Annotated in this window: 19 protein-coding genes, 1 tRNA gene and 1 pseudogene; 9 read left to right on the forward strand and 12 right to left on the reverse strand. The window is 72.5% G+C overall.

Annotated elements, in window-relative coordinates:
• Positions 1-174: 174 nt before the first annotated feature.
• Together ACWDNY_RS22905 and ACWDNY_RS22910 are read right to left on the reverse strand one after the other, a co-directional pair.
• Positions 175-765: a hypothetical protein gene (locus ACWDNY_RS22905; RefSeq protein WP_451647657.1), complete on the reverse strand. Its 591-nt coding sequence runs from the start codon at positions 763-765 to the stop codon at positions 175-177.
• Positions 766-878: 113 nt separating this feature from the next.
• Entirely contained in the window at positions 879-1,721 is an 843-nt protein-coding gene (locus ACWDNY_RS22910; RefSeq protein WP_451647658.1) for a MurR/RpiR family transcriptional regulator, read from the reverse strand.
• Between the two features lie 241 nt (positions 1,722-1,962).
• Between ACWDNY_RS22910 and ACWDNY_RS22915 the strand changes: the two genes are divergently transcribed.
• On the forward strand, positions 1,963-2,391 hold the full coding sequence (locus tag ACWDNY_RS22915; RefSeq protein ID WP_451647687.1) for a hypothetical protein: 429 nt from the start codon (positions 1,963-1,965) through the stop codon (positions 2,389-2,391).
• Positions 2,392-2,814: 423 nt separating this feature from the next.
• Here ACWDNY_RS22915 and ACWDNY_RS22920 read toward each other — a convergent pair whose 3' ends face one another.
• Positions 2,815-4,203, reverse strand: coding sequence for a cystathionine beta-synthase (locus ACWDNY_RS22920; RefSeq protein WP_451647659.1), 1,389 nt, complete (start codon positions 4,201-4,203; stop codon positions 2,815-2,817).
• 147 nt (positions 4,204-4,350) lie between these two features.
• On the opposite strand from ACWDNY_RS22920, the gene ACWDNY_RS22925 reads away from it, so the two are divergent.
• From ACWDNY_RS22925 to ACWDNY_RS22935, 3 genes are all read left to right on the forward strand, one after another.
• Positions 4,351-5,373 (forward strand): SGNH/GDSL hydrolase family protein, encoded by a 1,023-nt coding sequence (locus tag ACWDNY_RS22925; RefSeq protein WP_451647660.1) that lies wholly within the window; start codon positions 4,351-4,353, stop codon positions 5,371-5,373.
• A gap of 745 nt (positions 5,374-6,118) precedes the next feature.
• Complete coding sequence (locus ACWDNY_RS22930; RefSeq protein WP_451647661.1) at positions 6,119-7,339, forward strand: acetyl-CoA C-acetyltransferase; 1,221 nt, start codon at positions 6,119-6,121, stop codon at positions 7,337-7,339.
• A gap of 336 nt (positions 7,340-7,675) precedes the next feature.
• Entirely contained in the window at positions 7,676-8,464 is a 789-nt protein-coding gene (locus ACWDNY_RS22935; RefSeq protein WP_451647662.1) for a hypothetical protein, read from the forward strand.
• 32 nt (positions 8,465-8,496) lie between these two features.
• Here the strand turns inward: ACWDNY_RS22935 and ACWDNY_RS22940 are convergent, their stop codons facing one another.
• Complete coding sequence (locus ACWDNY_RS22940; protein ID WP_451647663.1) at positions 8,497-8,808, reverse strand: hypothetical protein; 312 nt, start codon at positions 8,806-8,808, stop codon at positions 8,497-8,499.
• Between the two features lie 101 nt (positions 8,809-8,909).
• On the opposite strand from ACWDNY_RS22940, the gene ACWDNY_RS22945 reads away from it, so the two are divergent.
• On the forward strand, positions 8,910-9,137 hold the full coding sequence (locus ACWDNY_RS22945) for a DUF4287 domain-containing protein (protein ID WP_451647664.1): 228 nt from the start codon (positions 8,910-8,912) through the stop codon (positions 9,135-9,137).
• Between the two features lie 135 nt (positions 9,138-9,272).
• Here ACWDNY_RS22945 and ACWDNY_RS22950 read toward each other — a convergent pair whose 3' ends face one another.
• Together ACWDNY_RS22950 and ACWDNY_RS22955 are read right to left on the reverse strand one after the other, a co-directional pair.
• Positions 9,273-10,196, reverse strand: coding sequence for a Bax inhibitor-1/YccA family membrane protein (locus tag ACWDNY_RS22950; protein ID WP_451647665.1), 924 nt, complete (start codon positions 10,194-10,196; stop codon positions 9,273-9,275).
• A 261-nt stretch (positions 10,197-10,457) separates the two neighbouring features.
• The gene (locus tag ACWDNY_RS22955) at positions 10,458-11,633 is read right to left on the reverse strand and encodes a 4-hydroxybenzoate 3-monooxygenase (RefSeq protein ID WP_451647666.1); all 1,176 of its coding nucleotides are present in this window, start codon (positions 11,631-11,633) and stop codon (positions 10,458-10,460) included.
• A gap of 408 nt (positions 11,634-12,041) precedes the next feature.
• Here ACWDNY_RS22955 and ACWDNY_RS22960 point away from each other — a divergent pair, with 408 nt between their 5' ends.
• Positions 12,042-13,193, forward strand: a complete 1,152-nt coding sequence (locus tag ACWDNY_RS22960; RefSeq protein ID WP_451647667.1) for a baeRF10 domain-containing protein — start codon at positions 12,042-12,044, stop codon at positions 13,191-13,193.
• Between the two features lie 60 nt (positions 13,194-13,253).
• Here the strand turns inward: ACWDNY_RS22960 and ACWDNY_RS22965 are convergent.
• A tRNA-Leu gene (locus ACWDNY_RS22965) sits at positions 13,254-13,339 on the reverse strand.
• A gap of 392 nt (positions 13,340-13,731) precedes the next feature.
• Between ACWDNY_RS22965 and ACWDNY_RS22970 the strand changes: the two genes are divergently transcribed.
• Together ACWDNY_RS22970 and ACWDNY_RS22975 are read left to right on the forward strand one after the other, a co-directional pair.
• A complete protein-coding gene (locus ACWDNY_RS22970; protein WP_451647668.1) occupies positions 13,732-14,502 on the forward strand; it encodes an ABC transporter ATP-binding protein in 771 nt (256 codons plus the stop codon).
• 40 nt (positions 14,503-14,542) lie between these two features.
• Entirely contained in the window at positions 14,543-17,071 is a 2,529-nt protein-coding gene (locus ACWDNY_RS22975) for an ABC transporter permease (RefSeq protein WP_451647669.1), read from the forward strand.
• A gap of 189 nt (positions 17,072-17,260) precedes the next feature.
• Here ACWDNY_RS22975 and ACWDNY_RS22980 read toward each other — a convergent pair whose 3' ends face one another.
• Positions 17,261-18,568, reverse strand: a complete 1,308-nt coding sequence (locus ACWDNY_RS22980; protein ID WP_451647670.1) for a class I SAM-dependent methyltransferase — start codon at positions 18,566-18,568, stop codon at positions 17,261-17,263.
• Positions 18,569-18,820: 252 nt separating this feature from the next.
• Complete coding sequence (locus ACWDNY_RS22985) at positions 18,821-20,203, reverse strand: NAD(P)/FAD-dependent oxidoreductase (protein WP_451647671.1); 1,383 nt, start codon at positions 20,201-20,203, stop codon at positions 18,821-18,823.
• A gap of 437 nt (positions 20,204-20,640) precedes the next feature.
• Between ACWDNY_RS22985 and ACWDNY_RS22990 the strand changes: the two are divergent.
• Positions 20,641-20,787 (forward strand): annotated as a pseudogene (locus ACWDNY_RS22990) (type II toxin-antitoxin system RelE family toxin); the annotation flags it as partial.
• A 4-nt stretch (positions 20,788-20,791) separates the two neighbouring features.
• Here the strand turns inward: ACWDNY_RS22990 and ACWDNY_RS22995 are convergent.
• Genes ACWDNY_RS22995 through ACWDNY_RS23005 form a run of 3 tightly spaced genes read right to left on the reverse strand, consistent with a single transcriptional unit; the run spans position 20,792 to position 22,823 of the window.
• Positions 20,792-21,733: a Ppx/GppA phosphatase family protein gene (locus ACWDNY_RS22995; RefSeq protein WP_451647672.1), complete on the reverse strand. Its 942-nt coding sequence runs from the start codon at positions 21,731-21,733 to the stop codon at positions 20,792-20,794.
• Positions 21,730-22,317, reverse strand: a complete 588-nt coding sequence (locus ACWDNY_RS23000) for a DUF501 domain-containing protein (RefSeq protein WP_451647673.1) — start codon at positions 22,315-22,317, stop codon at positions 21,730-21,732. The genes ACWDNY_RS22995 and ACWDNY_RS23000 overlap by 4 nt, the downstream gene beginning before the upstream one ends.
• A 35-nt stretch (positions 22,318-22,352) precedes the next feature.
• Entirely contained in the window at positions 22,353-22,823 is a 471-nt protein-coding gene (locus ACWDNY_RS23005; RefSeq protein WP_451647674.1) for an FtsB family cell division protein, read from the reverse strand.
• Between the last annotated feature and the right edge of the window lie 38 nt (positions 22,824-22,861).

Below are 22,861 nucleotides of genomic sequence, written 5' to 3' on the forward strand. Positions count from 1 at the left end.
AGTACATCCAGTACGAGGGCGTCCGGCCGGCACGCCGAGAGCACGCACCGGACGCCACTCCTTGACGGGCAAACGTTGCCTGCCGCGGCACTAGGTCCGGTCGTCGGACTCCCGTCTGCCCTTCGGGCGACGACGCGAGCCCGACGACCGGACCGAGGGGCTGCGCCGCGGGTCTCAGGCCCGGACGAGGGCGGCGGTGCGGCGGCGGGCTCCTCCGGGGGCCGCGTCGCCCGCCGCGACGCCCGTGCTGCGGTACGCCCTGACGGCTCTGCCCGCGGGGCGTCCGCCGCGCCGGTCCAGCCAGTCGACGCGCACCCACAGCAGCGCCTCACCCGTCCGCTCCAGCCGCCCGAGCCACGCCGCCTTCAGCCTCAGTCCGGCCCCGGCGCCGGCCAGCAGCAGACCGCCGGCCGCCGGCACGGCGAACGCGCTGCCGAGGGCGACGGCGAAGGCCAGGAGCAGCCACCAGCGGTGCCCCCGGCGCCAGGCGCGCAGGCTCACGGCGCGGTCCTGCAGTACGTCGTGGCGCCCGGCGCGGGCCGCGCCCCGGGCGAGCGATGTGTAGCGCCCGCGCCGGGCGCACGCCACCACGGCCGCGCACCCGAGGAACAGCGCGGCCCCCGCCAGCAGGCCGATCCGGCGCCCCGTCAGGCCCGGTACCAGCGAACCGATTCCCGCCGCGCACACCCCGAGCCACCACATCGGCGCCGCTCCCGCGCGCACGACGACCGCCACCCGGGCCAGTCCCTGACCTCCGCGTGCCACGTTCTGCCTCCTCATCGTCCGTGACGTCCTGGCACACTCCGTTCGGACGGGGAGGTTAGCGAGGAAGCGTGAGACGAATCTGAGAGGACCGGCGGAGCCCGGGGTCCCGCACGTCACTCCGCGAACAGCCCCCGCGCGGCCGCCCGGGTGTCGAACTCCTCCAGCCGGGCCTGCGCGTCCGGCAGGCCGTCGCACACGGCTTCCAGCAGGACCCGGCCGAGCAGCATCGGCGCGCACGCGGTGTCGAAGGCGAGCCCGGTGCCGACGGCCGCGGGCAGCAGCACGTCGGAGTACTTCGCGACCGGCGCGAAGGCCGAGTCCGCGACCGTCACGACGGTCAGCCCCGCGTCCCTGGCGTGGGCGAGGGCGTCCACGACCTCACGCGGGTGCCGCGGCAGCGCGAAGCACAGCAGGGCCGTGGCACCCGCCCGCACGGCGGTGTCGATGCGGTCGTAGATCATCGTGCCGCCCTCGTCGAGCAGCCGTACGTCCGGGTGGACCTTGCCGGCGAAGTACGCGAAGCCGTACGCCTGGGAGGCCGCGGCCCGCAGGCCGAGCACGGGCAGCGGGCGGGAGGCGGCGAGGACCCGGCCCGCCTCGTGCACCGGCCGGGGATCGGCCAGCGCCTCCGCCAGGTGCCGGAGGTTGGCGATCTCGGCCTCGACGGCCTGCTGGTACTCGTTGCGGGAGGCCGGTTCGGCGGCCTGTCCGGCGGGCGCGACCTCGCGCAGGTGCCGGCGCAGCGCCGGGTAGCCGTCGAACCCGAGCGCGACCGCGAAGCGGGTCACGGACGGCTGGCTGACCCCGGCCAGCTCGGCCAGTTCGACGCTGGACAGGAACGGCACGTCCGCGGCCCGCCGCACCATGCTGTGCGCGATGCGCCGCTGGGTCGGCGTGAGCCGGTGCCCTTCGAACAGCGCCTGCAGCCGTGCGGCCGGGCTGTCGGTCACGCTCATGACGCGCTCCCCCTCCAGATGTCCTCGTCGCGGGAGAGTACAGCGCCGCCGGACGACGCGGACGCCGTCGTGGCGGCCCGTGCGCCGGGGGCCGGGGAGGGCACCCCGCGCGTTCTCTTCGGACGCCCCGCACCCTGCATGTCTCCATACAGTCACACACAGGGCAGCCTCCCGGCGAACAGGGGGGCTAACCCCAGTGCGGGTGGGGCGCCCGCTTCCTAGCCTGGTGCGCATGACGGGAATGAACGCGCGGGACGCCGACCTGCGGAAGGAACTCGACGCCACCCTGCAGGCACGGCGGGAGCTGGGCGAGGAGTACGACTCCGCCCTGGTCGAGTCGTTCCTGGAGAAGGTCGAGCAGCGCATCGACGGAACCGTCGAGCGCCGGGTGCGCCGCGGGCTCGCCGAACAGCAGATGGCGGTGGCCCGGGACACCCGCGCGCCGGGGGCCACCGACTCCTGGGGCGAGCGCTTCGGCTTCGGGATCGTCTCGATGGTGCTGGCGGTGCCGCTGTCCGCGATCGGCGGCGGCGTCGCCCATCTGCCCGGTCTCATCGTCGCGTGGTTCGGCATCGTGGGCGTCAACGCCGTCCAGGCCGCGCGCACCACCCCCGGCCTCTTCGGCCGCCGGCGCCGCGGCCCGGCGCCGGACGGCGACTGGGAGGACTGAGCCCCGGCGCTGCCGGGCGGCCGGGAGAGCAGCCGGACGGGGCGCCCCAGGACGTGCGGGAGGAAGTCGTGCGCGGGGACCGCCGCACCCCCGAGCTCGGGGGGCGGGACGACGGCGGTCCCCGCGGGGGACGCGGGCCGGGTCAGGCCGGGCTCGCGTCCCGGCGTCGGTGGAGGTCCGGGAGCCGCTCCGGAGTCCCTGACGCCGTTCCGCGCCGGCGGGGCGGGTGCGTCCCCCAGTGCTCGACGCCCGGGAGGTACCCCGTCGCCCCTGCCGACACCCACCACTGTGCCCGGCGCGTGTTAAGCGGGTACTGCGGGCACGTGACACGCTCGTACCGCTTCCGCGACCGCCTCTCCCCCGCCGGTCACCGCGCGTTCCCCGAGGGCACCCGCGGTCCGTGCGCGGCCCGGTCGCGGTTCGCTACTGCTTTCCGCCCTTGGCCAGGAAGGCCAGCAGGTCCTGCCGGCTGACCACGCCGGTCGGCTTGCCCTCGACGAGGACGATCGCCGCGTCCGCCGCGCCGAGCACGGACATGAGGTCGGCGACCGGCTCGCCGGAGCCGACCTGGGGCAGCGGGGCGGACATGTGCTTCTCCAGCGGGTCGTCGAGCGAGGCCCGCTTGGTGAACAGCGCGTCCAGCAGCTCCCGCTCCACCACGGAGCCGACGACCTCCGCCGCCATGACGTCGGGGTGCCCGGCGCCCGGCTTCACGATCGGCATCTGCGAGACGCCGTACTCGCGCAGCACCTCGATGGCCTGGCCGACGGTCTCGTCCGGGTGCATGTGGACCAGGGAGGGGATGCCGCCCTCCTTGTCGCTGAGGACGTCGCCGACGCGGGCGCTGGGGCCCTCGTTCTCCAGGAAGCCGTAGTCCGCCATCCACTCGTCGTTGAAGATCTTGCTGAGGTAGCCACGCCCGCTGTCCGGCAGCAGCACCACCACGACGTCGTCCTCGCCGAGCCGCTCGGCCACCCGCAGCGCGGCGACCACGGCCATGCCGCAGGAGCCGCCCACCAGCAGCCCCTCCTCCTTCGCCAGCCGCCGGGTCATCTGGAAGGCGTCCTTGTCGGACACGGCGACGATCTCGTCGGCGACGGTGCGGTCGTAGGCGGTGGGCCAGAAGTCCTCGCCGACGCCCTCGATGAGGTACGGCCGGCCCGAGCCGCCCGAGTACACCGAGCCCTCCGGGTCGGCGCCGATCACCTTCACCCTGCCGTCGCTGGCGTCCTTCAGGTACCGGCCGGTGCCGGAGATGGTGCCGCCGGTGCCGACGCCGGCCACGAAGTGGGTGACCCTGCCCTCGGTCTGCTCCCACAGCTCCGGGCCGGTGGAGTGGTAGTGCGACAGCGCGTTGTTCGGGTTGGAGTACTGGTCGGGCTTCCAGGCCCCGGGGGTCTCCCGCACCAGGCGGTCGGAGACGTTGTAGTAGGAGTCCGGGTGCTCGGGCGCCACCGCGGTAGGGCACACCACGACTTCCGCACCGTAGGCGCGCAGCACGTTGATCTTGTCGGTGGAGACCTTGTCCGGGCACACGAAGATGCACCTGTAGCCCTTCTGCTGGGCCACGATGGCAAGTCCGACGCCGGTGTTGCCGCTGGTCGGCTCGACGATCGTCCCGCCGGGCCTGAGCTCCCCGCTCTGCTCGGCCGCCTCGATCATGCGCAGGGCGATGCGGTCCTTCACGGAGCCGCCCGGGTTGAAGTACTCGACCTTCGCCAGGACGGTCGCCCTGAGGCCCCGGGTGACGTTGTTGAGTCTCACCAGCGGGGTGTTGCCGACGAGGCTGATCATCGAGTCGTGGTATTGCACCGTTGTCTCCGGTCGCTGCAAAGAATGCGGTCGTGGTGTTCCGCCAGCCTACGGCCCCGCAGGGGCGTTCACTCGCCGTTGAGATTGGCCGACGCCCGGTACGGGGCAAGCAGTGGGTGTGGGGCTACGAGGAGGTGGCGGCGAGGCATGACGAGCTTGTCGAGGGCGAGGGTGGCCAGGCGGATCGCGGCCGGCGCCGCGTACGGCGGCGGCGGGATCGGCCTGGTGGGCGCGGCCGCCGTCGGGCTGCTGCTGGCGGAGGTGCAGCTGGCCAAGCGCCAGGTGGGCAACGGCACGGACAACTACCTACCGGTGGCGGACGGGCTCTACGGCCGCGCCTACGCGATCCCCGGCGAGCTGCCGCTGCGGCTGGCCCTGCTCGGCGACTCGACGGCCGCGGGCCAGGGCGTCCACCGGGCCGGCCAGACGCCGGGCGCGCTGCTCGCCTCGGGCCTCGCGGCGGTCGCGGAGCGTCCGGTGGAGCTGCGCAACGTCGCCGTCACCGGTGCCCAGTCGGACGACCTGGACCGCCAGGTCACGCTGGTCGTCGGCGATCCCACCCAGGTGCCGGACATCTGCGTGATCATGATCGGGGCGAACGACGTGACACACCGGATGCCGCCCACGCGGTCGGTGCGCTACCTGGCGGCCGCGGTGCGGCGGCTGCGCACGGCGGGCGCGGAGGTGGTGGTCGGCACCTGCCCGGACCTCGGCACCATCGAGCCGGTGCAGCAGCCGTTGCGCTGGCTGGCCCGGCGGGCCTCGCGCCAGCTGGCGGCGGCCCAGACGATCGGGGTGGTGGAGCAGGGGGGCCGCACCGTGTCGCTGGGGGACCTGCTGGGACCGGAGTTCGCGGCGAACCCGCGCGAGCTGTTCGGCCCCGACAACTACCACCCCTCCGCCGAGGGGTACGCCACGGCGGCGATGGCGGTCCTGCCGACGCTGTGCGCGGCGCTCGGGCTGTGGCCGGCGGAGGAGGACCGTCCGGACGCCGCCCGCCGCGAGGGCTTCCTGCCGGTGGCCCGGGCGGCGGCGGAGGCGGCGGAGGAGGCCGGCACGGAGGTCGCGGCGGCGATGCCGACGGGACCCCGCGGGCCGTGGGCGCTGCTCAAGCGGCGCCGCCGCCGGCGCCTGCCGGAGCCGGAGACGACCCCCAGCCAGCCGGCGTAGCGCCGCGACCCGCGCGGCACGCGGCCGATCGGGGCGCGGGGCCGCGCGGGGCACAGGCCCGCACGAGCCCGGGACCGCAGCCGCGCGGGGCGCGGAGCCGCGGGACCGTACGGGCCCGGGGCCGTAGGACCACACTGGCCCCAGGACCGCACGGGGCCGCGCGGGGCACCCGGCCCAGCGGGGCGCGGGGCCGCGCGGGGCGGTCGCTGTCGCAGCCGGGGCCGGGGTGGGTGGGCGCGCGGCGTCGACGTGGCGGTCGTGCACGGCCGCGCGCCGGACGGCCCGGGACGAGGACGGGGCTGCGGCCGAGCGCGCCGCCGTCGGGAGCGCGGAGGTCGGCGGGGCGCCGGACCGTGGACGGTCATGCCGCAGCGGACGGCGCGGGCATTCGGGGGGACGCGGGCCCCCCGCCCGAGCGGCACCGGGCCGCAGCGGGCCGGCCGTCCCGGCCGCCCGTCCAGCCCGGTCCCGGCCGCCCGTCCAGCCCGGTTCCGGCCGCCCGTCCCGGCGGTTCCGGAGGACACCGCCCGGCACCGCCCGGCACCGCCCGGCACCCGGGCCCGTGCGCCCACAAAGCAAGCGCTTAGAAAATTGCGGTCAGGGTCACACCGCGCTCCCCGTGACCTGGACCATACGGACGGGTAACTTCCCAGACAGCCGGCAGACCCCTTCCGTAGGCCCCCCGACGTCCCTCACCACCCTCAATGAGGCGCTACGCGCCGCGACCGTTCGACATGGAGCCGTGATGCCCGAAGCCGTCATCGTCTCGACCGCCCGCTCGCCCATCGGCCGCGCCTTCAAGGGCTCCCTCAAGGACCTGCGCCCCGACGACCTGGCCGCCACGATCATCCAGGCGGCCCTCGCGAAGATCCCCGAGCTGGACCCCAGGGAGATCGACGACCTGATGCTCGGCTGCGGCCTCCCCGGCGGCGAGCAGGGCAACAACCTCGGCCGGATCGTCGCCGTGCAGATGGGCATGGACCACCTCCCCGGCTGCACGATCACCCGGTACTGCTCCTCGTCCCTGCAGACGTCGCGCATGGCCCTGCATGCCATCAAGGCCGGCGAGGGCGACGTCTTCGTCTCGGCCGGTGTCGAGATGGTCTCCCGCTTCGCCAAGGGCAACTCCGACAGCCTGCCGGACACGCACAACCCGCTGTTCGCCGAGGCCGAGGAGCGCACCGCCGCCGTCGCCGCGCAGGAGGGCACCACCTGGCACGACCCGCGTGAGGACGGGCTGCTGCCCGACCCCTACATCGCCATGGGCCAGACCGCCGAGAACCTCGCGCGCTGGAAGGGCGTCACCCGCGAGGAGATGGACGAGTTCGGCGTGCGGTCGCAGAACCTCGCCGAGCAGGCCATCAAGGACGGCTTCTGGGAGCGGGAGATCACCCCGGTCACTCTGCCCGACGGCACCGTCGTCTCCAGGGACGACGGCCCGCGCCCCGGAGTGACCCTGGAGGGCGTCGCCGGCCTGAAGCCCGTCTTCCGTCCCGACGGCCTGGTCACCGCGGCCAACTGCTGCCCCCTCAACGACGGTGCCGCCGCGCTCGTCATCATGTCGGACACCAAGGCCCGCGAACTGGGCCTGACCCCGCTGGCGCGGATCGTCTCCACCGGCGTGTCCGGCCTCTCCCCGGAGATCATGGGCCTCGGCCCGGTCGAGGCCTCTCAGCAGGCCCTCCGCCGCGCCGGCCTGACCATCGACGACATCGACCTGGTCGAGATCAACGAGGCGTTCGCCGCCCAGGTGATCCCCTCCTACCGCGACCTCGGCATCGACCTCGACAAGCTGAACGTCAACGGCGGCGCCATCGCCGTCGGCCACCCCTTCGGCATGACCGGCGCCCGCATCACCGGCACGCTGATCAACTCGCTGCAGTGGCACGACAAGCAGTTCGGCCTGGAGACGATGTGCGTCGGCGGCGGCCAGGGCATGGCGATGGTCATCGAGCGCCTGAGCTGATCCCCGCCCCCACCGGCGGCCGCCCGAAGCGGCGGAGCCCGGCGCGCCACTGACGCACCCTCAGTGGCCGCCTTACCACGCAAGGTGACGGAACGGCCCGGAATCCAAGAAACGACTTGGTTCCGGGCCGTTTTGTGATCCAATCTCCCCCAGGATGTGACCTATCTCCCCGGGGGGAGGGACGACGCAGGTCAGCGCAGGTCAGCACCGTTTCGCCAGGCAGTCCCCGGCCGAAGTCCCGTCCGTTTCGTGACGTTACGCACTGACCGCTGGTCAGTTCATCGTTCAAGCTGATGTAGGAAGTCGGGGGTCTACCTTGAACCCGGGAGTACGTCAGTGAGCGCCATGCCGATCGCCTTGCTGCTCACCACGGCCGCCACCGGCGCCGTGGGCGTCGCCGTCCTGCGCAGCCTGATGGTGCTGCGCCGCCAGGTCGCGGCGCTGCACACGCAGCTCGCCGAGAACCACGCCGCCGCGGGCGCCCTCGTACCCGCCGCGCGCATCGACGCCGACGCCGACGAGATACGCACCGCCGTCGCGCAGGCACTCGCCGAAGAGCGCGAGCGGGAGCTGGCCGAGGCGCGCGCGTTCTGGGCCGCCCAGGAGGCCCGCGACGCCTCCGACGGCCCCACCCTGCTCGGGCTGCCCGACAGCGAGCTGTTCCTGCCGCGCCAGTCCGACCTCGCGGGTCTGGACTCGCTGGAGCCGGTGTCCGAGCTCGGCAAGGACGCCGACGAGCTCTCCGGGGAGTCGCCGGAGCTGGCCGCGGCCCGCCGCCGTCATCCCTCGCACCCGGACTTCAGCCCGTCCCCCTCGCCGGTGGTGGGCGACCACGAGCGCACGGTCGCCACGCTGGAGGAGCTGGCCGAGTCCCGCGTCGGGCTGACCGACGTCCGCCCGGGCCCGCTGGGCACCCTCGACGTCTACGTCTTCGCCGACGGGACCACCCTGTGCATGACCCCGGGCCACCGCGAGACGGCGGAACGCCTGGCCGCGGCCCTGCGGGCGGGTCAGACCCCGACGCTGCTCGGCGGCTCCGGCGTGTCCGGCGCCTACAGCCTCACCTTCGCCTGCGGCGAGGAGAACGTGTACATCCTGGCGGACCGCGTCATCGCCTCACTGTGAGACCCGGGGGCGCCTCGCCGGGACGCTTCACCTCACACGCCCGCGCGCTGCTGCGCCTCCTGCACCAGCGTGACCGCCTCCGCCACCTCGGCCTCGCTGCGCACCACGAGCGCCAGGTCGTGCACGGCGACCGTCACCTGGTCGGCGGCCGCGAACATCCCGGCGTCGGGCATCTCCCGCGGCTGCGCCCCGGGGTCCTCGATCAGCTGCGCCCGCCGCGCCAGCTCCCGCGCCAGCGCCAGCGCCTCCGCGGCGGCGCCCCGCTGGAGCCGGCTCTGCGGAGCGGCCCGCAGACGGTCGGCGAAGTGATCCACTGCCCGGGTGAGAGGTGTCGTGTCAACCACGCCGCGAGATTACGCGTCGCAACGGGACTGTTGCCAACAGGCGGACGCTCAGGCACGGTGACCTGAAGGACCGGCTTCATCGAATGCGTCCGGAGGCGCCGATGTCCCAAGTCTTCTCCGAAGAGACCCATCGCAACCTGCTCGCCCGCATCCCCCGCTGCACCGGTCGTGAAGTCTCCGACTGGCTGCGCACCGTCGAAGAAGGCCCCGCCCTCAGATTCGAGGAGAAGGTCAGCTGGCTCCGCCACGAGCACGACCTCGCGTACGGCCACGCCAAGGCGATCATCCACGAGTACGACCTGAGAAGGGCCGCGCGCAAACTGCGCTGAGCGCCGGCGGCCTCCCGGCGCCACGCCGCAGCGCCGGTACGGCGAAGGGCCCCGGGAAGACCCGGGGCCCTTCGCCCACCGTATGTCCGGCAACCGGCCGTGCCGGCCGCGGAGCGGGACCTGCCGCGGTGGGCGTCAGTCGTCGCTGTTGAGGATCGCGATGATCCGCAGGAACTCCATGTAGATCCACACCAGCGTCAGGGTGAGGCCGAAGGCCGCGAGCCAGGCCTCCTCGCGCGGGGCGCCGTAGGCGATGCCGTCCTCGACCTGCTTGAAGTCCAGGGCGAGGAAGCAGGCGCCGAGGATGATGCCGACGACGCCGAAGAAGACACCGAGCGGGCCGCTGCGGAAGCCGAGGCCGTCACCGCCGCCGAACACGGCGAACAGCAGGTTGACCGCCATCAGCAGCACGAAGCCCAGCGCCGCCGCCATCACGAAGCCGTAGAACCGGCGGTTGACCCGGATCCAGCCCGCCTTGTACGCCACCAGCACGCCGGCGAAGACCGCCATCGTGCCGATCACGGCCTGCATGGCCGCGCCGCTCGCGATGTGGGTGTCGACGACGTTGGAGACGACGCCGAGGAACACGCCCTCGAAGGCCGCGTACGTCAGGATCAGCGCGGGCGCCGCCTTGCGCTTGAAGGACTGCACCAGCGCCAGCACCATGCCGATCAGCGCGGCGCCGACGGCGATGCCGTACGAGCGGCCGAGGCTGGCGGTGTCGACCGGCAGCAGCGCCCAGGCGAGGGCGGCCGTGACGATCAGCGTCCCCAGCGTGCTGGCCGTGCGCAGGACGACGTCGTCCATCGTCATCCGGCCGGTGGTGGCCGGGGCCTGCGGCGGGGCGTACTGCACGTCCTGCTGCGCGTACGGGTTGTGGGCGTACGGGTTCTGCCCGTAGGGGCTGCCGGTCGGCTGGGCGTAGGGGTTGCCCTGCGCGTGCGGACTGCCCTGGGTGCCGACTGCGGGGCCCCCGGCCTGCGGCGCGGCGTTGAAGCCCGCGTAGCCGTTGTCGCGGCTGAACCCCCGTCGCGAGAAGACCGGGTTTCTGCTCCTCATCTCACTCCTCCATGGCCGCACTGCGCAGCCTTGGCTCAAGAGTAATGGAAAGGCAAAAGATCGCCCCTGGTACCTGGGGAGGATCTTTCCCTCGTCGTGCTGCGGAACACGCTACGCGGGCCTTTGATTCCCGGCAGTGCGCGGCCCCATTCATGACCGATCCGGAACACGTCCGGAACCGGCCGGAGATCATTGCGGTTCCGGCACCGGGGCGTCACCCGGTCCCGGCGCCGCGGTTCACCCGATCCCCGCACTCGGGTCTCACCCGATCGGGAAGCCGGTGTACGCCTCCGCGAGCTCGGTCCCCGCCGCGCGGGAGGTCGCGATCCGGTCCAGGCGGGCCAGCTGCAGGCGGCCGTCGAAGGGCGTGGCGTCCGGGTCCCGGTGCAGCATCGTCGTCATGTCGTAGGAGAACCGCTCGGCCTGCCAGACGCGGCGCAGACAGGTCGCCGAGTAGGCGTCGAGGAGCTCCGTCGAGCCGCTCTCCCTGTGGTGGGTCAGCGCCCGGGCGAAGGTGACCACGTCCCCGACGGCCAGGTTCAGCCCCTTGGCGCCGGTGGGCGGCACGATGTGGGCGGCGTCCCCGGCGAGGAAGAGACGGCCGTGGCGCATGGGCTCGTGGACGTAGGACCGCATGGGCGTGACCGACTTCTGGGTGACGGGTCCGCGCCGCAGCTCCCAGCCGTCGGCGGTCTCGAAGCGCCGCTCCAGCTCGTCCCAGATCTGCTCGTCGCTCCACGCTCCGGCGTCGGTGCCCGCGGGCACTTGCAGGTAGAGCCGGGACACGGTCGGGGACCGCATGGACAGCAGGGCGAAGCCGCGGTCGTGGCGGGCGTAGACGAGCTCGTCGTGCGAGGGCGCGACGTCGGCCAGGATGCCGAGCCATGCGAAGGGGTACGCGCGCTCGAAGACGCGGGTCAGCGAGGCGGGCACCGCCTTGCGGGCCACGCCCCAGAAGCCGTCGCAGCCGACGACGTAGTCGCACTCCAGCACGTCCTCGCGCCCCTCGTACCGGAACGGCACGCGCGGGCGGTCGCCCTCCGCGCCCTCCACGGCCAGCGCCTCGGCGCCGAACAGCAGGGGGCCGCCGTCCTTGAGCTGAAGGGCGATCAGGTCCTTGCAGACCTCGGTCTGGGCGTAGACCGTCACGGACCGGCCGCCGGTCAGCGCGGGGAAGTCGACGCGGTGACGCCGCCTGTCGAACCGCAGCTCGATCCCGTCGTGCCGCAGCCCCTCCCGGTCCATCCGCTCCCCGGCCCCGGCGGCACGCAGCACGTCGACCGTGCCCTGCTCCAGGATCCCTGCCCGCTGGCGCTGCTCGACGTAGGCGCGGTCGCGGCTCTCCAGGACGACCGAGTCGATCCCGGCCTGGTGGAGCAGGCGGGCGAGGAGCAGGCCGGCCGGGCCGGCTCCGATGATGCCGACGGTCGTGCGCATCGTCGTTCCCTTCGGGTGAGGCGTCTTTGCCGGGTAGTCAGCGAGTTCGCTTGCCGATGGTCGCGAATGGCGTTCGCGAGGTCGCACTCGCGCGTCGTGTTCGCGTGGTGAACTTTCCTTCACTGACGTCGGGCATGAGTTTCCGTCCGCCCCCACCCGATGTCAATGGTTCCCCCGGAAGGGCGGCGGCTCCGGCACCGCGGACGCCGCCGGAGAGGCACCGGTGACCACGCCACCGGAACGCACCGATCGCCACGGGACGCTCTCGATCGCCGTCGCCGGGCGCGCTGACCGGGGTCCGCCCACGGCCGTCACGCTGCGGTTGCCGCCGCCCCGCCCACCTCGTTAGCTGGTACGAGGGACGAGGCCCGACGGGCGACGAGGCGCACGGGGCGGCGAGGAGCGGCGATGATCACGCAAGAGCAGATCGATCGAATCCTGCGGCTGAGAGGCAACGGACTCCCCTTGGTGTCGCTGTACGTCCCGGTGAACCCCGGCGTGTCAGGCCGCCAAGAATTCGACAGCCGCATATCGAGCCTGCTGGGCCGGATCCGGCCGTTCGCGGAGGACGCCTCGGCCGAGCACGCCGTGCGGCTCTCGCTCCGCGGGGACATGGCAAGGATCGGGAAGACACTGATTGAGGAGCCCGTCCGGTCGGGAACCATCGCGGTCTTCTCCTGCGCCGGCCGCGACATCTACGAACAGGTCTGGCTGCCCCGCAGGACGCGCGAGAAGTTCGTGGTGGACGCCGATCCCTATGTCCGCCCTCTCCTGGGTGTGCTCGACGAGTACTACCGCACCGGCGCCGTCGTGGTCGACAAGAGTGTGGGCCAGGTCTGGGAGTACCACCTCGACGAGGTCCGCGAACTCGAGGCGATCCGGGACCGCGTGCTGGGCAAACACGCCTACGCCGACGCGTACGCCGAGTACCACGTCCGCAACAAGGCGGACGAGCTGAGCAAGAAGCACTACCGGCGGCTGGTCGGCGAGCTCAAGCAACTGTTCGCGGGCGGGGGCTATGACCTGCTCGCCGTCGGCGGTCAGGCGCATGAGGTGTCGGTCTTCGTCAACTTCCTGCCGCGTGAGCTGACGGACCGCCTCGTCGGGACCTTCACCCTCGACCGGGAGACCGCGACGCCCGAGGACCTCCGGCAGAAGGTGCGGGAGCTTGTAGCCGACCACGCCGTGGAGGAGCAGCGGCGGCTGGTCGGCGAGATCCTCGAAACCAAGGCGGCCCGCAGACCTGCCGCCGTCGGGCTCGACGAGACGCTGTGGGCGGCGTCCCTGGCCGCGATCCGGACACTGGCGGTGGACGGGCAGGCCGTCGTACCGGGCTTCGTCTGCGACCGGGACGGGCTGCTGACGCGCACGGGGAAAACCTGCCCGCTCTGCGGGGAGGCGCTGCGTGAGGTGCCCGACGTGCTCGACGAACTGACCGAGGCCGTCATCGACGACGGAGGCGGGGTGCGGCACGTGGACACGGAGACAGAACTGCGCACGCAGCAGGCCGGAGCCCTGCTGCGGTTCGCACTCCCCCCGCAGCCGACCTCCGCTCAGTGATCGGGCCGAGCCTCCGAGTGGGCACACAGTGTTCGCGCCGGCAACTCGCGGTGAGCGGGGTGGTGCCCGGAACCGGACTTGAACCGGTACGCCCGCGAGGGGCAGCGAGGTTTAAGCTCGCCGTGTCTGCATTCCACCATCCGGGCAGGCCATGGGCTCCGCGTCGAGGGCCGAGCCTATCGGGACGGCCCCCCGCGGACAGCGGCCCTCCGGACCGATGTTGTCTTATTTTATTGACGTCTGAGGGAGCATCAGGACCCGGCGTGGGCCATAGGCACTTGCCAGTAGCCGTCCAACCGTGGGGCGGTCGCGCAGGCGGAATGACGGGATTTCACCGTCCGAACCAGGGAGCTCCACCTGTTCTTGACGTCTCCCCTCTCAGGGACGGCCGTCATCCCCAGGTATGACGCGAACGAGTGCGGTGCGACCCGAGTCGCCCCCGGAACGGGAACAGCGGCTGACTCCACGGGCGCCGGCAGCGGACACGATGGACAACGTCCTCGTCCCGCACATCGCCGTACCGTCAGGAGCCCCGCCCGTGACCACCTCATCCATCGTCGGCCGGACCACCGCCGTGGCCGCACGCGCCACGGATCTGTCGAAGATCTACGGACAGGGCGAGACCCAGGTGGTCGCCCTCGACCGGGTCTCCGTCGACTTCCGGCAGGGCGAGTTCACCGCGATCATGGGCCCGTCCGGGTCCGGCAAGTCCACGCTGATGCACTGCGTGGCCGGTCTGGACACGTTCTCCTCCGGTTCCGTGCGGATCGGTGAGACCGAACTGGGCGCGCTGAAGGACAAGCAGCTCACCAGGCTGCGCCGGGACAAGATCGGCTTCATCTTCCAGGCGTTCAACCTGCTGCCGACGCTGACCGCGCGGGAGAACATCACCCTCCCCATGGACATCGCGGGCCGCAAGCCGGACCGGGAGTGGCTGGACACCGTGATCGCGATGGTGGGGCTGTCCGACCGGCTCGGCCACCGGCCCTCCCAGCTGTCGGGCGGCCAGCAGCAGCGCGTCGCCGTCGCCCGGGCCCTGGCCTCCAAGCCCGACATCGTCTTCGGCGACGAGCCCACCGGAAACCTCGACTCGCGCTCGGGCGCCGAGGTCCTGGGCTTCCTGCGCAACTCGGTGCGCGAGCTGGGCCAGACGGTGGTCATGGTCACGCACGACCCGGTGGCCGCCGCGTACGCGGACCGGGTGGTGTTCCTCGCCGACGGACGGATCGTGGACGAGGTGCACGGACCCACGGCGGAGTCCGTGCTGGACCGCATGAAGCAGTTCGACGCCAAGGGCCGCACCAGCTGACGTCCCCGTACCCGCACGCCCTACTGGACTGAGACAACCCATGTTCCGCACCGCCCTGCGCACCGTACTCGCGCACAAGGCCCGGCTCCTCATGACCGTGCTCGCCGTGATGCTCGGCGTCGCGTTCGTGTCGGGGACCCTGGTCTTCACCAACACCATCTCCGACGCGTACCAGAAGAGCTCCGCCAAGGGCTTCGACCAGGTCGACGTCGCCGTGGAGCCCGCCTACCAGGAGGGCGCGGGCGACCGCCTCGGCAAGCGCGCCGAACTCACCCCCGCCGAGCTGGACAGGAGCACCCGCGTCCCGGGCGCGGCGTCGGCCGTCGGCGTCGTCCGCGGCTTCACCGCCATCGCCGGCAGGGACGGCAAGCTGATCGGCGACGGCTTCCAGTCGCAGGGCGGCAACTACTGGGGCGCCAAGGACCCCCGGTACCCGCTCACCGAGGGCCGCGCCCCGCGGGGCGCGGGCGAGGTGCTCGTCGACTCCGGGACCGCCCGGCGCGCCGGATACGCGGTCGGCGACACCGTCCGCCTCTCCGTCGACGGCCCCGTCCTGAAGCCCACGATCACCGGCGTCTTCACCACCGACGACGGCAACGTCGCCGCCGGCGGCAGCCTCGCCCTCTTCGACACGGCCACGGCCCAGCGGCTGTTCGGCAAGCCGGGCACGTACGACGAGATCGACGTGGCGGCGAAGCCGGGCGTCGGCCAGGCGGCGCTGAAGGCGCAGCTGGACCGGGCGCTGCCGAAGGGCCGGACGGAGACCACCACCGGCCGGCAGCTCGCCGACGACCAGGCACGGATGATCGCCTCCTCCATGAGCGGCATGCGCCAGGGCCTGCTGGTCTTCGCCGGCATCGCGCTGTTCGTCGGCACCTTCATCATCGCCAACACCTTCACCATGCTGGTCGCCCAGCGCACCAAGGAGCTGGCCCTGCTGCGCGCGGTCGGAGCCTCCCGGCGGCAGGTCACCCGGTCGGTGCTGACCGAGGCGTTCGTGGTGGGCGCGGTGGCCGCCGTGACCGGTCTGGTCGCCGGTGTCGGCATCGGTGCCGGGCTGCGCTCGCTGATGGGCTCCTTCGGCGCGACGGTGCCCGACGGACCGCTCGTCGTCACGCCCGGCACCGTCGGCGCCGCCCTCGCGGTGGGCGTCCTGGTGACCATGCTGGCGGCCTGGCTGCCGGGCCGCCGGGCGGCGAAGATCCCGCCGGTCGCGGCGATGAGCAGCATGCACGCGAAGGCGACCACCAAGTCGCTGGTGCTGCGCAACACGATCGGTGCGCTGTTCTCGGCCGCGGGTGTCGCGGTGATCCTGGCGGCCACGAGGATGGACGGCTCGGACGGCCAGGCACCCATGGGCGTCGGCGCGGTGCTCCTGATCACGGGCGTGTTCGTCCTGACCCCGCTGCTGTCGCGCCCGCTGATCGCCGCCGCGGCACCCGTCCTGCGCGCGTTCGGCGTCTCGGGCAAGCTGGCCCGCGAGAACTCGGTGCGCAATCCGCGCCGTACGGCGGCCACCGCGTCCGCACTGATGATCGGCCTGACCCTGATCACCGGTATGACGGTGATGGCGGGCAGCCTGCAGACGTCGATCGACAGGATGGCGTCGTCCGCGATCAGGGCCGACTACGTGGTGTCGATGGCCAACGGCAACCCCCTCTCCACCGACGTGGACCGGAAGCTGCGGGCCACCGACGGGGTGACCGCCACCAGCCCGCTGCGCAACGCGCCGGCCCGGGTCGAGGGCTCGACCGAGTACCTGACCGGCGTCAATGGCGGCGTGATCGGCCGGCTGACGGACCTCCCGGTCGACGACGGCTCGTTCACGGTCGGCGGCACGAAGGTCGTCGTGGACGACGGCACCGCCCGCTCCCACGGCTGGCGGGCCGGTTCCTCCTTCACCCTCGCCTACGAGGACGGCGCGAAGCAGCGGCTGACCGTCGCCGGGGTCTACGAGGGCAACGAGATGATGCGCGGCATCATGCTCGACAACGCCACCCTCGCCCCGCACCAGTCGGACCCGTCCGACATGCAGGTCATGGTGAAGACGGCCGACGGCGCCTCCGCCGCGGTAAAGGACCGGCTGGAGAAGGCCCTCGGCTCCAACCCGGCCATCAGGGTCCAGGACAAGAAGGACCTCTCGGACGACATCGCGCGGATGTTCACGCTGATGCTGAACATGCTCTACGGCCTGCTGGCCATGGCGGTGATCGTGGCGGTCCTCGGCGTCATCAACACCCTGGCCATGTCGGTGTTCGAACGCTCCCAGGAGATCGGCATGCTCCGCGCGATCGGCCTGGACCGCAGGGGCGTCAAGCGGATGGTCCGTCTGGAGTCGCTGGTCATCTCCCTCTTCGGCGGCGTGCTCGGCATCGGGCTGGGCGTGTTCTTCGGCTGGGCGGCCGGTGAGCTGCTGGGCACGAGGATGGCGACGTACGAACTGGTGCTGCCCTGGGCCCGGATGGGTGTCTTCCTTCTGCTGGCCGCGGCGGTCGGCGTGCTGGCGGCGCTGTGGCCGGCCCGGCGGGCCGCCCGGCTGAACGTGCTCCAGGCCATCAAGTCGGAGTAGCCCCGTAGTTCCCGTAGGCCGTGGTTCCCGTAACCCCCGTGGTGCCTGCGCGGTTCCCGTGACCTCTGTGGCCTTCGTGGTCCGCCGGTCGCGTCAGGGCCCCCGTTCCGGTGCGGAACGGGGGCCTGCGGTGTGTGCGCGGCCGGCGGCGGGCGGTTCCCCCCGCCCGGCGCGGGCACGGCCGGGCCGCTACGGCCGTGCGGTCCCCCAGGTCCGGGCCCGCAGCGGCATGCCCGCGTCACCGGACGCGGGGGTCTTCACGGCCAGCACCTGGTTGACGCCGATGCGGTTGTGCTCGAAGGCCAGGGCGGAGGCCGCCATGTACAGGCGCCAGACGCGGGCGCGGCCGGGACTGGTGAGGGTCACGGCCCGGGCCCAGTCCGCCTCCAGGTTGGCGACCCAGCGGCGCAGGGTGTGCGCGTAGTGCTCGCGGATCGACTCCACGTCGCGCACCTCGAAGCCGGCGCGCTCCAGCTGGGTGACGGTGGTGCCGAGGGGCGCCAGTTCGCCGTCCGGGAAGACGTAGGCGTCGATGAACTCGTCCACGCTGTAGGCGGACTCGTCGGACTGCGGGCGGCGGGCGATCTGGTGGTTGAGGAGCCGGCCGCCGGGCACCAGCAGGGCGTACAGGTCGCGGGCGTAGTCCAGGTAGCGGACCGCGCCGACGTGTTCGGCCATGCCGATGGAGGAGATGGCGTCGTACGGGCCGTCCCGGACGTCCCGGTAGTCCTGCACGCGGATCTCCACGCGGTCGGTGAGGCCCTCGTCGGCGACGCGCTTGCGGGCGTACGCCGCCTGCTCCTGGGACAGGGTGACGCCGACGACGCTCACACCGTGCTCGCGGGCCGCGTGCAGGGCCATGGAGCCCCAGCCGCACCCGACGTCGAGCAGCCGCCGACCGGGCCTCAGGTCCAGTTTGCGGCAGACCAGTTCCAGCTTGTCGCGCTGGGCCTCCTCGAGGGTGGCGTCGGGCTCCGGGGCCGGCCAGTAGGCGCAGGAGTACACCATGGACGGGCCGAGCACGAGTTCGTAGAAGTCGTTGCCGACGTCGTAGTGGTGGCTGATGGCCCGCTGGTCGGAGCGCTTGGTGTGCAGGTGGCCGCGGCGGCGCACCTCCTCGCGGGGCGGCGAGGGCGGCAGCGGCAGGCCGCCCAGCCTCACCAGGCCGCGGATCGCGGCCCGTACCTCCGGGTCGCGCAGGGCCTGCGTCAGGGTGCGGGCCCCCTCACCGCGCTCCCAGACGAGCCCGGACATCAGGTCGAGGGCGGCGTACAGGTCGCCGTCGACGTCCAGGTCGCCTGCCACCCAGGCCCGGGCGAGGCCCAGCTCTCCCGGTTTCCACAGCAGCCGGCGCAGGGCGCGGCGGTTGCGGACGATCAACGTCGGCCCGTGCGACGGGCCCGCCAGCGAGCCGTCCCAGGCGCGGATGCGCACGGGGAGCCGTGCTCCCAGTGCCTGTTCGAGCAGACTCTTCAGCCGCAGCGCGGCATCGGCCATGGCGCACACCTCCGTGGTGAGGAACCCCGAATGGGGGTTACCACGTAAACGCCGACAGGCCCACAGGGCAGTCCCGCAAAGGAGTTACGACTGGGCAAAACAGTTGCACCGGCCACGCACTTGCTCACCCGTCCGGCCCAGCGGCCGGCACCGGGCCCCGGCCCGGGCCGACGGGCCCCGGCCCGGGCACGCCGAAGGGCCCCCCGCACCACGGATGGCGGGAGGCCCTTCGGCGCGTTCGGTGACCTCGGGTCAGGAGGCCTTGGCCTTCTCCCCGGTCTTCGCCGCGACGGCGACCGGCGCCGGCTTGGCGGCCTCGTAGAACTCCTCGCGCGGGTTCTCCATGGCGCCGAGGGAGACGACCTCGCGCTTGAGGAACATGCCGAGGGTCCAGTCGGCGAAGATGCGGATCTTGCGGTTCCAGGTCGGCATCGCCAGACCGTGGTAGCCGCGGTGCATGTACCAGGCGAGACGGCCCTTGAGCTTGATCTTCATCTTGCCCATGACGATCATCGCGACGCCCTTGTGCAGGCCGAGGCCCGCGACCGCGCCCTTGTTGGCGTGGCTGTACTCCTTCTGCGGGAAGCCCCGCATGCCGGACACCACGTTGTCGCCGAGGACCTTGGCCTGGCGCAGCGCGTGCTGGGCGTTCGGCGGGCACCAGGCGTTCTCGTTGCCCGCCTTGCGGCCGACGAGGTCCGGGACCTGGGCGTTGTCACCGGCGGCCCAGATGTAGTCCGTGCCCTTGACCTGGAGCGTGGGCTCGCAGTCGATGTGCCCGCGCGGGCCGAGCGGGAGACCGAAGCGGGACAGCGCCGGGTTCGGCTTGACGCCCGCCGTCCAGACGATCGTGTTGGAGTCGACCTCGAGGCCGTTCTTCAGCACCACGTGACCGTCGACGCAGGAATCCATGGAGGTGGAGAGGTAGACCTCGACCCCGCGGCCCTCCAGGTGCTCCTTGCCGTACGTGCCGAGCTTGGGTCCCACCTCGGGCAGGATCTTGTCGGCGGCGTCCACCAGGACGAAGCGCATGTCCTCGCGGGACACGTTCCGGTAGTACTTGGCCGCGTCCCGGGCCATGTCCTCGACCTCGCCGATCGTCTCGGCGCCGGCGAAGCCACCGCCGATGAAGACGAACGTGAGCGCCTTGCGGCGGATCTCCTCGTCGGTCGTGGAGTCGGCCTTGTCGAGCTGCTCCAGGACGTGGTTGCGCAGGCCGATGGACTCCTCGATGCCCTTCATGCCGATGCCCTGCTCGGCGAGGCCGGGGATCGGGAAGGTGCGGGAGACCGCGCCCATCGCGACGACCAGGTAGTCGAAGGGCAGCTCGTACGCCTCGCCGACGAGGGGGGCGATCATGGCGACCTTGCGGTCCTGGTCGATGGTCGTGACCCGGCCGGTGAGGACCTCCGCCCTGGGAAGCACGCGCCGCAGCGGGACGACGACGTGACGCGGGGAGATGCTGCCGGCGGCGGCTTCGGGGAGGAAGGGCTGGTAGGTCATGTACGACCGGGGGTCGACGACCGTGACGGTCGCCTCGCCGTAGCGCATCTTCTTGAGAATGCGCCGAGCTGCGTACAGGCCTACGTACCCACCGCCTACTACGAGGATCCTGGGACGCTCCGTGGTGCTCATGGCATCGAGTATCCACCCGCCCCAGGGGGGTAGCTCGTGCGCCCCTTCACAAGCTCGGGCAGCCCCTGTGCTACACTCCGCGCCCCGCGTGACGCAGATCATGGCGACGACAGGGAACCACGCCGCCTCACAGTCCGTTGTCAATGCCGCGTGAGCTGCCCATCCGGGCCGAAGAGCCGTCAGGGCGGGCTCGGGCACCCTCCTTCACGAGTCGCCGGACGCCATCGCCGGGAACAGCGTCCCAGCTTCCACGCGCCCCCGGAAGGGCCCGTTCGGCCCTCATCGCGCCCCCTCGGGACAGCAGTTCTTGTGAAGAACTTCACGATGTTTCCCGCCGGTGATCGCCGAAGGGCGCGGACGACGCCCGGCGAACGCGCTCATACGGTAGCGGACCTGCTCAGCGGAGGCTACCGACCAGTAGCAAACGGGTCGCCACCGCCGACGTCAAGAAGCTCACCGGCCCGTCGGGGCTCTGCCGGCTCCGGGTCGGCAGGTGCCGGGTCGCCTACCGGATCAACGACGGTGAACTCGTCATCCTCGTCGTCGAGGTGGGCGACCGGCGGGCCGTCCACCGCACCCTGTAGGCGGTCAGACCAAGGACCATGCGATGCCGTCGAGGATGTCGTGTTCGCTGACGACGACCTCGCGGGCGCCGATGCGTTCCATGACCGCCAGCAGGACCAGGGCGCCCGCGCCGATCACGTCGACGCGGCCGGGGTGCATGGACGCAATGGCCGCGCGTTCGGCGTGCGTGGAGTGCAGCAGACGCTCGGTGATCTCGCGGACGCGGTCACGGGAGATCCGGGAGTGGTGGATCGCCGCGGAGTCGTACTCGGGCAGGTCCTGCGCGATCGCCGACACGGTGGTCACCGACCCGGCCAGGCCCACCAGCGTGTGCGCCTCCCTCAGCGGCACCGTCTCCTCGGCGAGGTCCAGGGCGGCCTCGACGTCCGCCCTTATCGCGGCGATCTGCTCCTCGGTGGGCGGGTCGGCGACGACCCCGTCCCGCACCAGGTGGCGCTCGGTCATGCGCACACAGCCGACGTCCACGGAACGCGCCGCGCGAACGTGGTCGTCGCCGACGACGAACTCGGTCGACCCGCCGCCGATGTCCACCACCAGGAACGGCCGGGCCAGGTCGTCCCGCCCCGTCAGCTCCCTGGTCGCGCCGGTGAAGGAGAACTCCGCCTCCTGGTCGCCGGAGATCACCTCGGGCTCGACACCGAGGATGTCCACGACACCGCGCACGAACTCCTCCCGGTTCTCGGCGTCCCGGGAGGCCGAGGTGGCCACGAACCGCACGCGCTCGGCGCCGAGTTCCTTGATGACCCCGGCGTACTCGCGGCAGGCCGCGAAGGTCCGCTCCAGCGCCTCGGGCGCGAGCCGCCCGGTGCGGTCGACGCCCTGGCCGAGCCGCACGATGGTCATGCGCCGGTCCAGCTCGGCCAGCCGGCCGGTGGCCGGGTCCACGTCGGCGACGAGCAGACGGATGGAGTTCGTACCGCAGTCGACGGCGGCGACACGGGTCACTTGCGGTCCTCCTCGGCGGTGTTCGGGGCGGCCACGTCGTCGAGGGAGGACGGGGCGCCGGCGTCCTGCCCCGCGACCGTGACGCACGGGCCCTTCAGCCACCACTCCGGCAGCATCGCGAGCGCCTCGTCGCCGAGCGGGTTGACGCCGGGGCCGGCGGCCAGCGAGTGGGCGACCAGCACGTGCAGGCACTTGACGCGGTCCGGCATGCCGCCCGCGCTCGGAAAGCCCTTCAGCTCCTCGATCTGGTCGCGGCGCCGGATGTAGTCCTCGTGCGCGGCCCGGTAGGCGTCCGCGAGCGCGGGGTCGGTGGCGAGGCGCTCCGTCATCTCCTTCATCACGCCGTTCGCCTCCAGCGTGCCGATCGCGGACGCGGCGCGCGGGCACGTCAGGTAGTACAGCGTGGGGAAGGGCGTGCCGTCGGGCAGCCGCGGCGCCGTCTCGACGACGTCGGGCTGCCCGCAGGGGCACCGGTGGGCGATCGCGCGCAGTCCGCGCGGTGGCCGCCCGAGCTGCTGCTGGAAGGCCTCGACGTCCGTGTCGGTGGGCTCGGTACGCGGGGTGGGCGGCGGAGGGGTCTGCATGCCGTACGAAAGTCTCTCTGAGGTCTGTGTCGGGTTCACTGGGCGGAGGCGTCGGACTTGTCGACGCCGTCCCAGACGTTGGCGTACCAGGGACGGCGTGCCGGGGTGAGGTCGGCGCGCGACTGCTTGGCCGTGCCGGGGTCGACCACGACGTATCCGGTCTCCCCCGGCAACACGTAGTGCAGCCGGCGGCGGATCTGCTGCTGGGCGTAGGCGTCGTCCTGCCAGCGTGCCTTGAGGTCGCGCAGTTGCCGCACCCGCTGCTGGGCCTGCCGCTTCTGCTGCCGCATGTCGGCGATCTCGGCGCGCTGGGAGACGTACTGCCGCATCGGGTACGCCAGCGCGACGACCATCGAGCACACCACGAGCGCGAGCAGCGCCGCGCGCCCGGTGAGCCGGGAGCGACGGGCCTGCCGCCGCGTCTGGGAGCGGTAGACGCGGGCCGCCGTCTGCTCACCGAGCAGCCTGAGCCTGGTCGCGGTGGAGAACCGGTCCCGGTCGGTCACGGCATGTCACCTCGCCTCACTACGCCGGTCACCTCTCT

The sequence above is a fragment of the Streptomyces sp. NPDC003697 genome (assembly GCF_053587115.1).

What these genes read in the sequence shown, in the direction of transcription:
- ACWDNY_RS22910 (WP_451647658.1), bottom strand. Translation starts at nt 1,721, where the DNA reads ATGAGCGTGACCGACAGCCCGGCCGCACGGCTGCAGGCGCTGTTCGAA.
- ACWDNY_RS22915 (WP_451647687.1), top strand. Translation starts at nt 1,963, where the DNA reads ATGAACGCGCGGGACGCCGACCTGCGGAAGGAACTCGACGCCACCCTG.
- ACWDNY_RS22925 (WP_451647660.1), top strand. Translation starts at nt 4,351, where the DNA reads ATGACGAGCTTGTCGAGGGCGAGGGTGGCCAGGCGGATCGCGGCCGGC.
- ACWDNY_RS22930 (WP_451647661.1), top strand. Translation starts at nt 6,119, where the DNA reads ATGCCCGAAGCCGTCATCGTCTCGACCGCCCGCTCGCCCATCGGCCGC.
- ACWDNY_RS22945 (WP_451647664.1), top strand. Translation starts at nt 8,910, where the DNA reads ATGTCCCAAGTCTTCTCCGAAGAGACCCATCGCAACCTGCTCGCCCGC.
- ACWDNY_RS22950 (WP_451647665.1), bottom strand. Translation starts at nt 10,196, where the DNA reads ATGAGGAGCAGAAACCCGGTCTTCTCGCGACGGGGGTTCAGCCGCGAC.
- ACWDNY_RS22955 (WP_451647666.1), bottom strand. Translation starts at nt 11,633, where the DNA reads ATGCGCACGACCGTCGGCATCATCGGAGCCGGCCCGGCCGGCCTGCTC.
- ACWDNY_RS22960 (WP_451647667.1), top strand. Translation starts at nt 12,042, where the DNA reads ATGATCACGCAAGAGCAGATCGATCGAATCCTGCGGCTGAGAGGCAAC.
- ACWDNY_RS22975 (WP_451647669.1), top strand. Translation starts at nt 14,543, where the DNA reads ATGTTCCGCACCGCCCTGCGCACCGTACTCGCGCACAAGGCCCGGCTC.
- ACWDNY_RS22980 (WP_451647670.1), bottom strand. Translation starts at nt 18,568, where the DNA reads ATGGCCGATGCCGCGCTGCGGCTGAAGAGTCTGCTCGAACAGGCACTG.
- ACWDNY_RS22985 (WP_451647671.1), bottom strand. Translation starts at nt 20,203, where the DNA reads ATGAGCACCACGGAGCGTCCCAGGATCCTCGTAGTAGGCGGTGGGTAC.
- ACWDNY_RS23000 (WP_451647673.1), bottom strand. Translation starts at nt 22,317, where the DNA reads ATGCAGACCCCTCCGCCGCCCACCCCGCGTACCGAGCCCACCGACACG.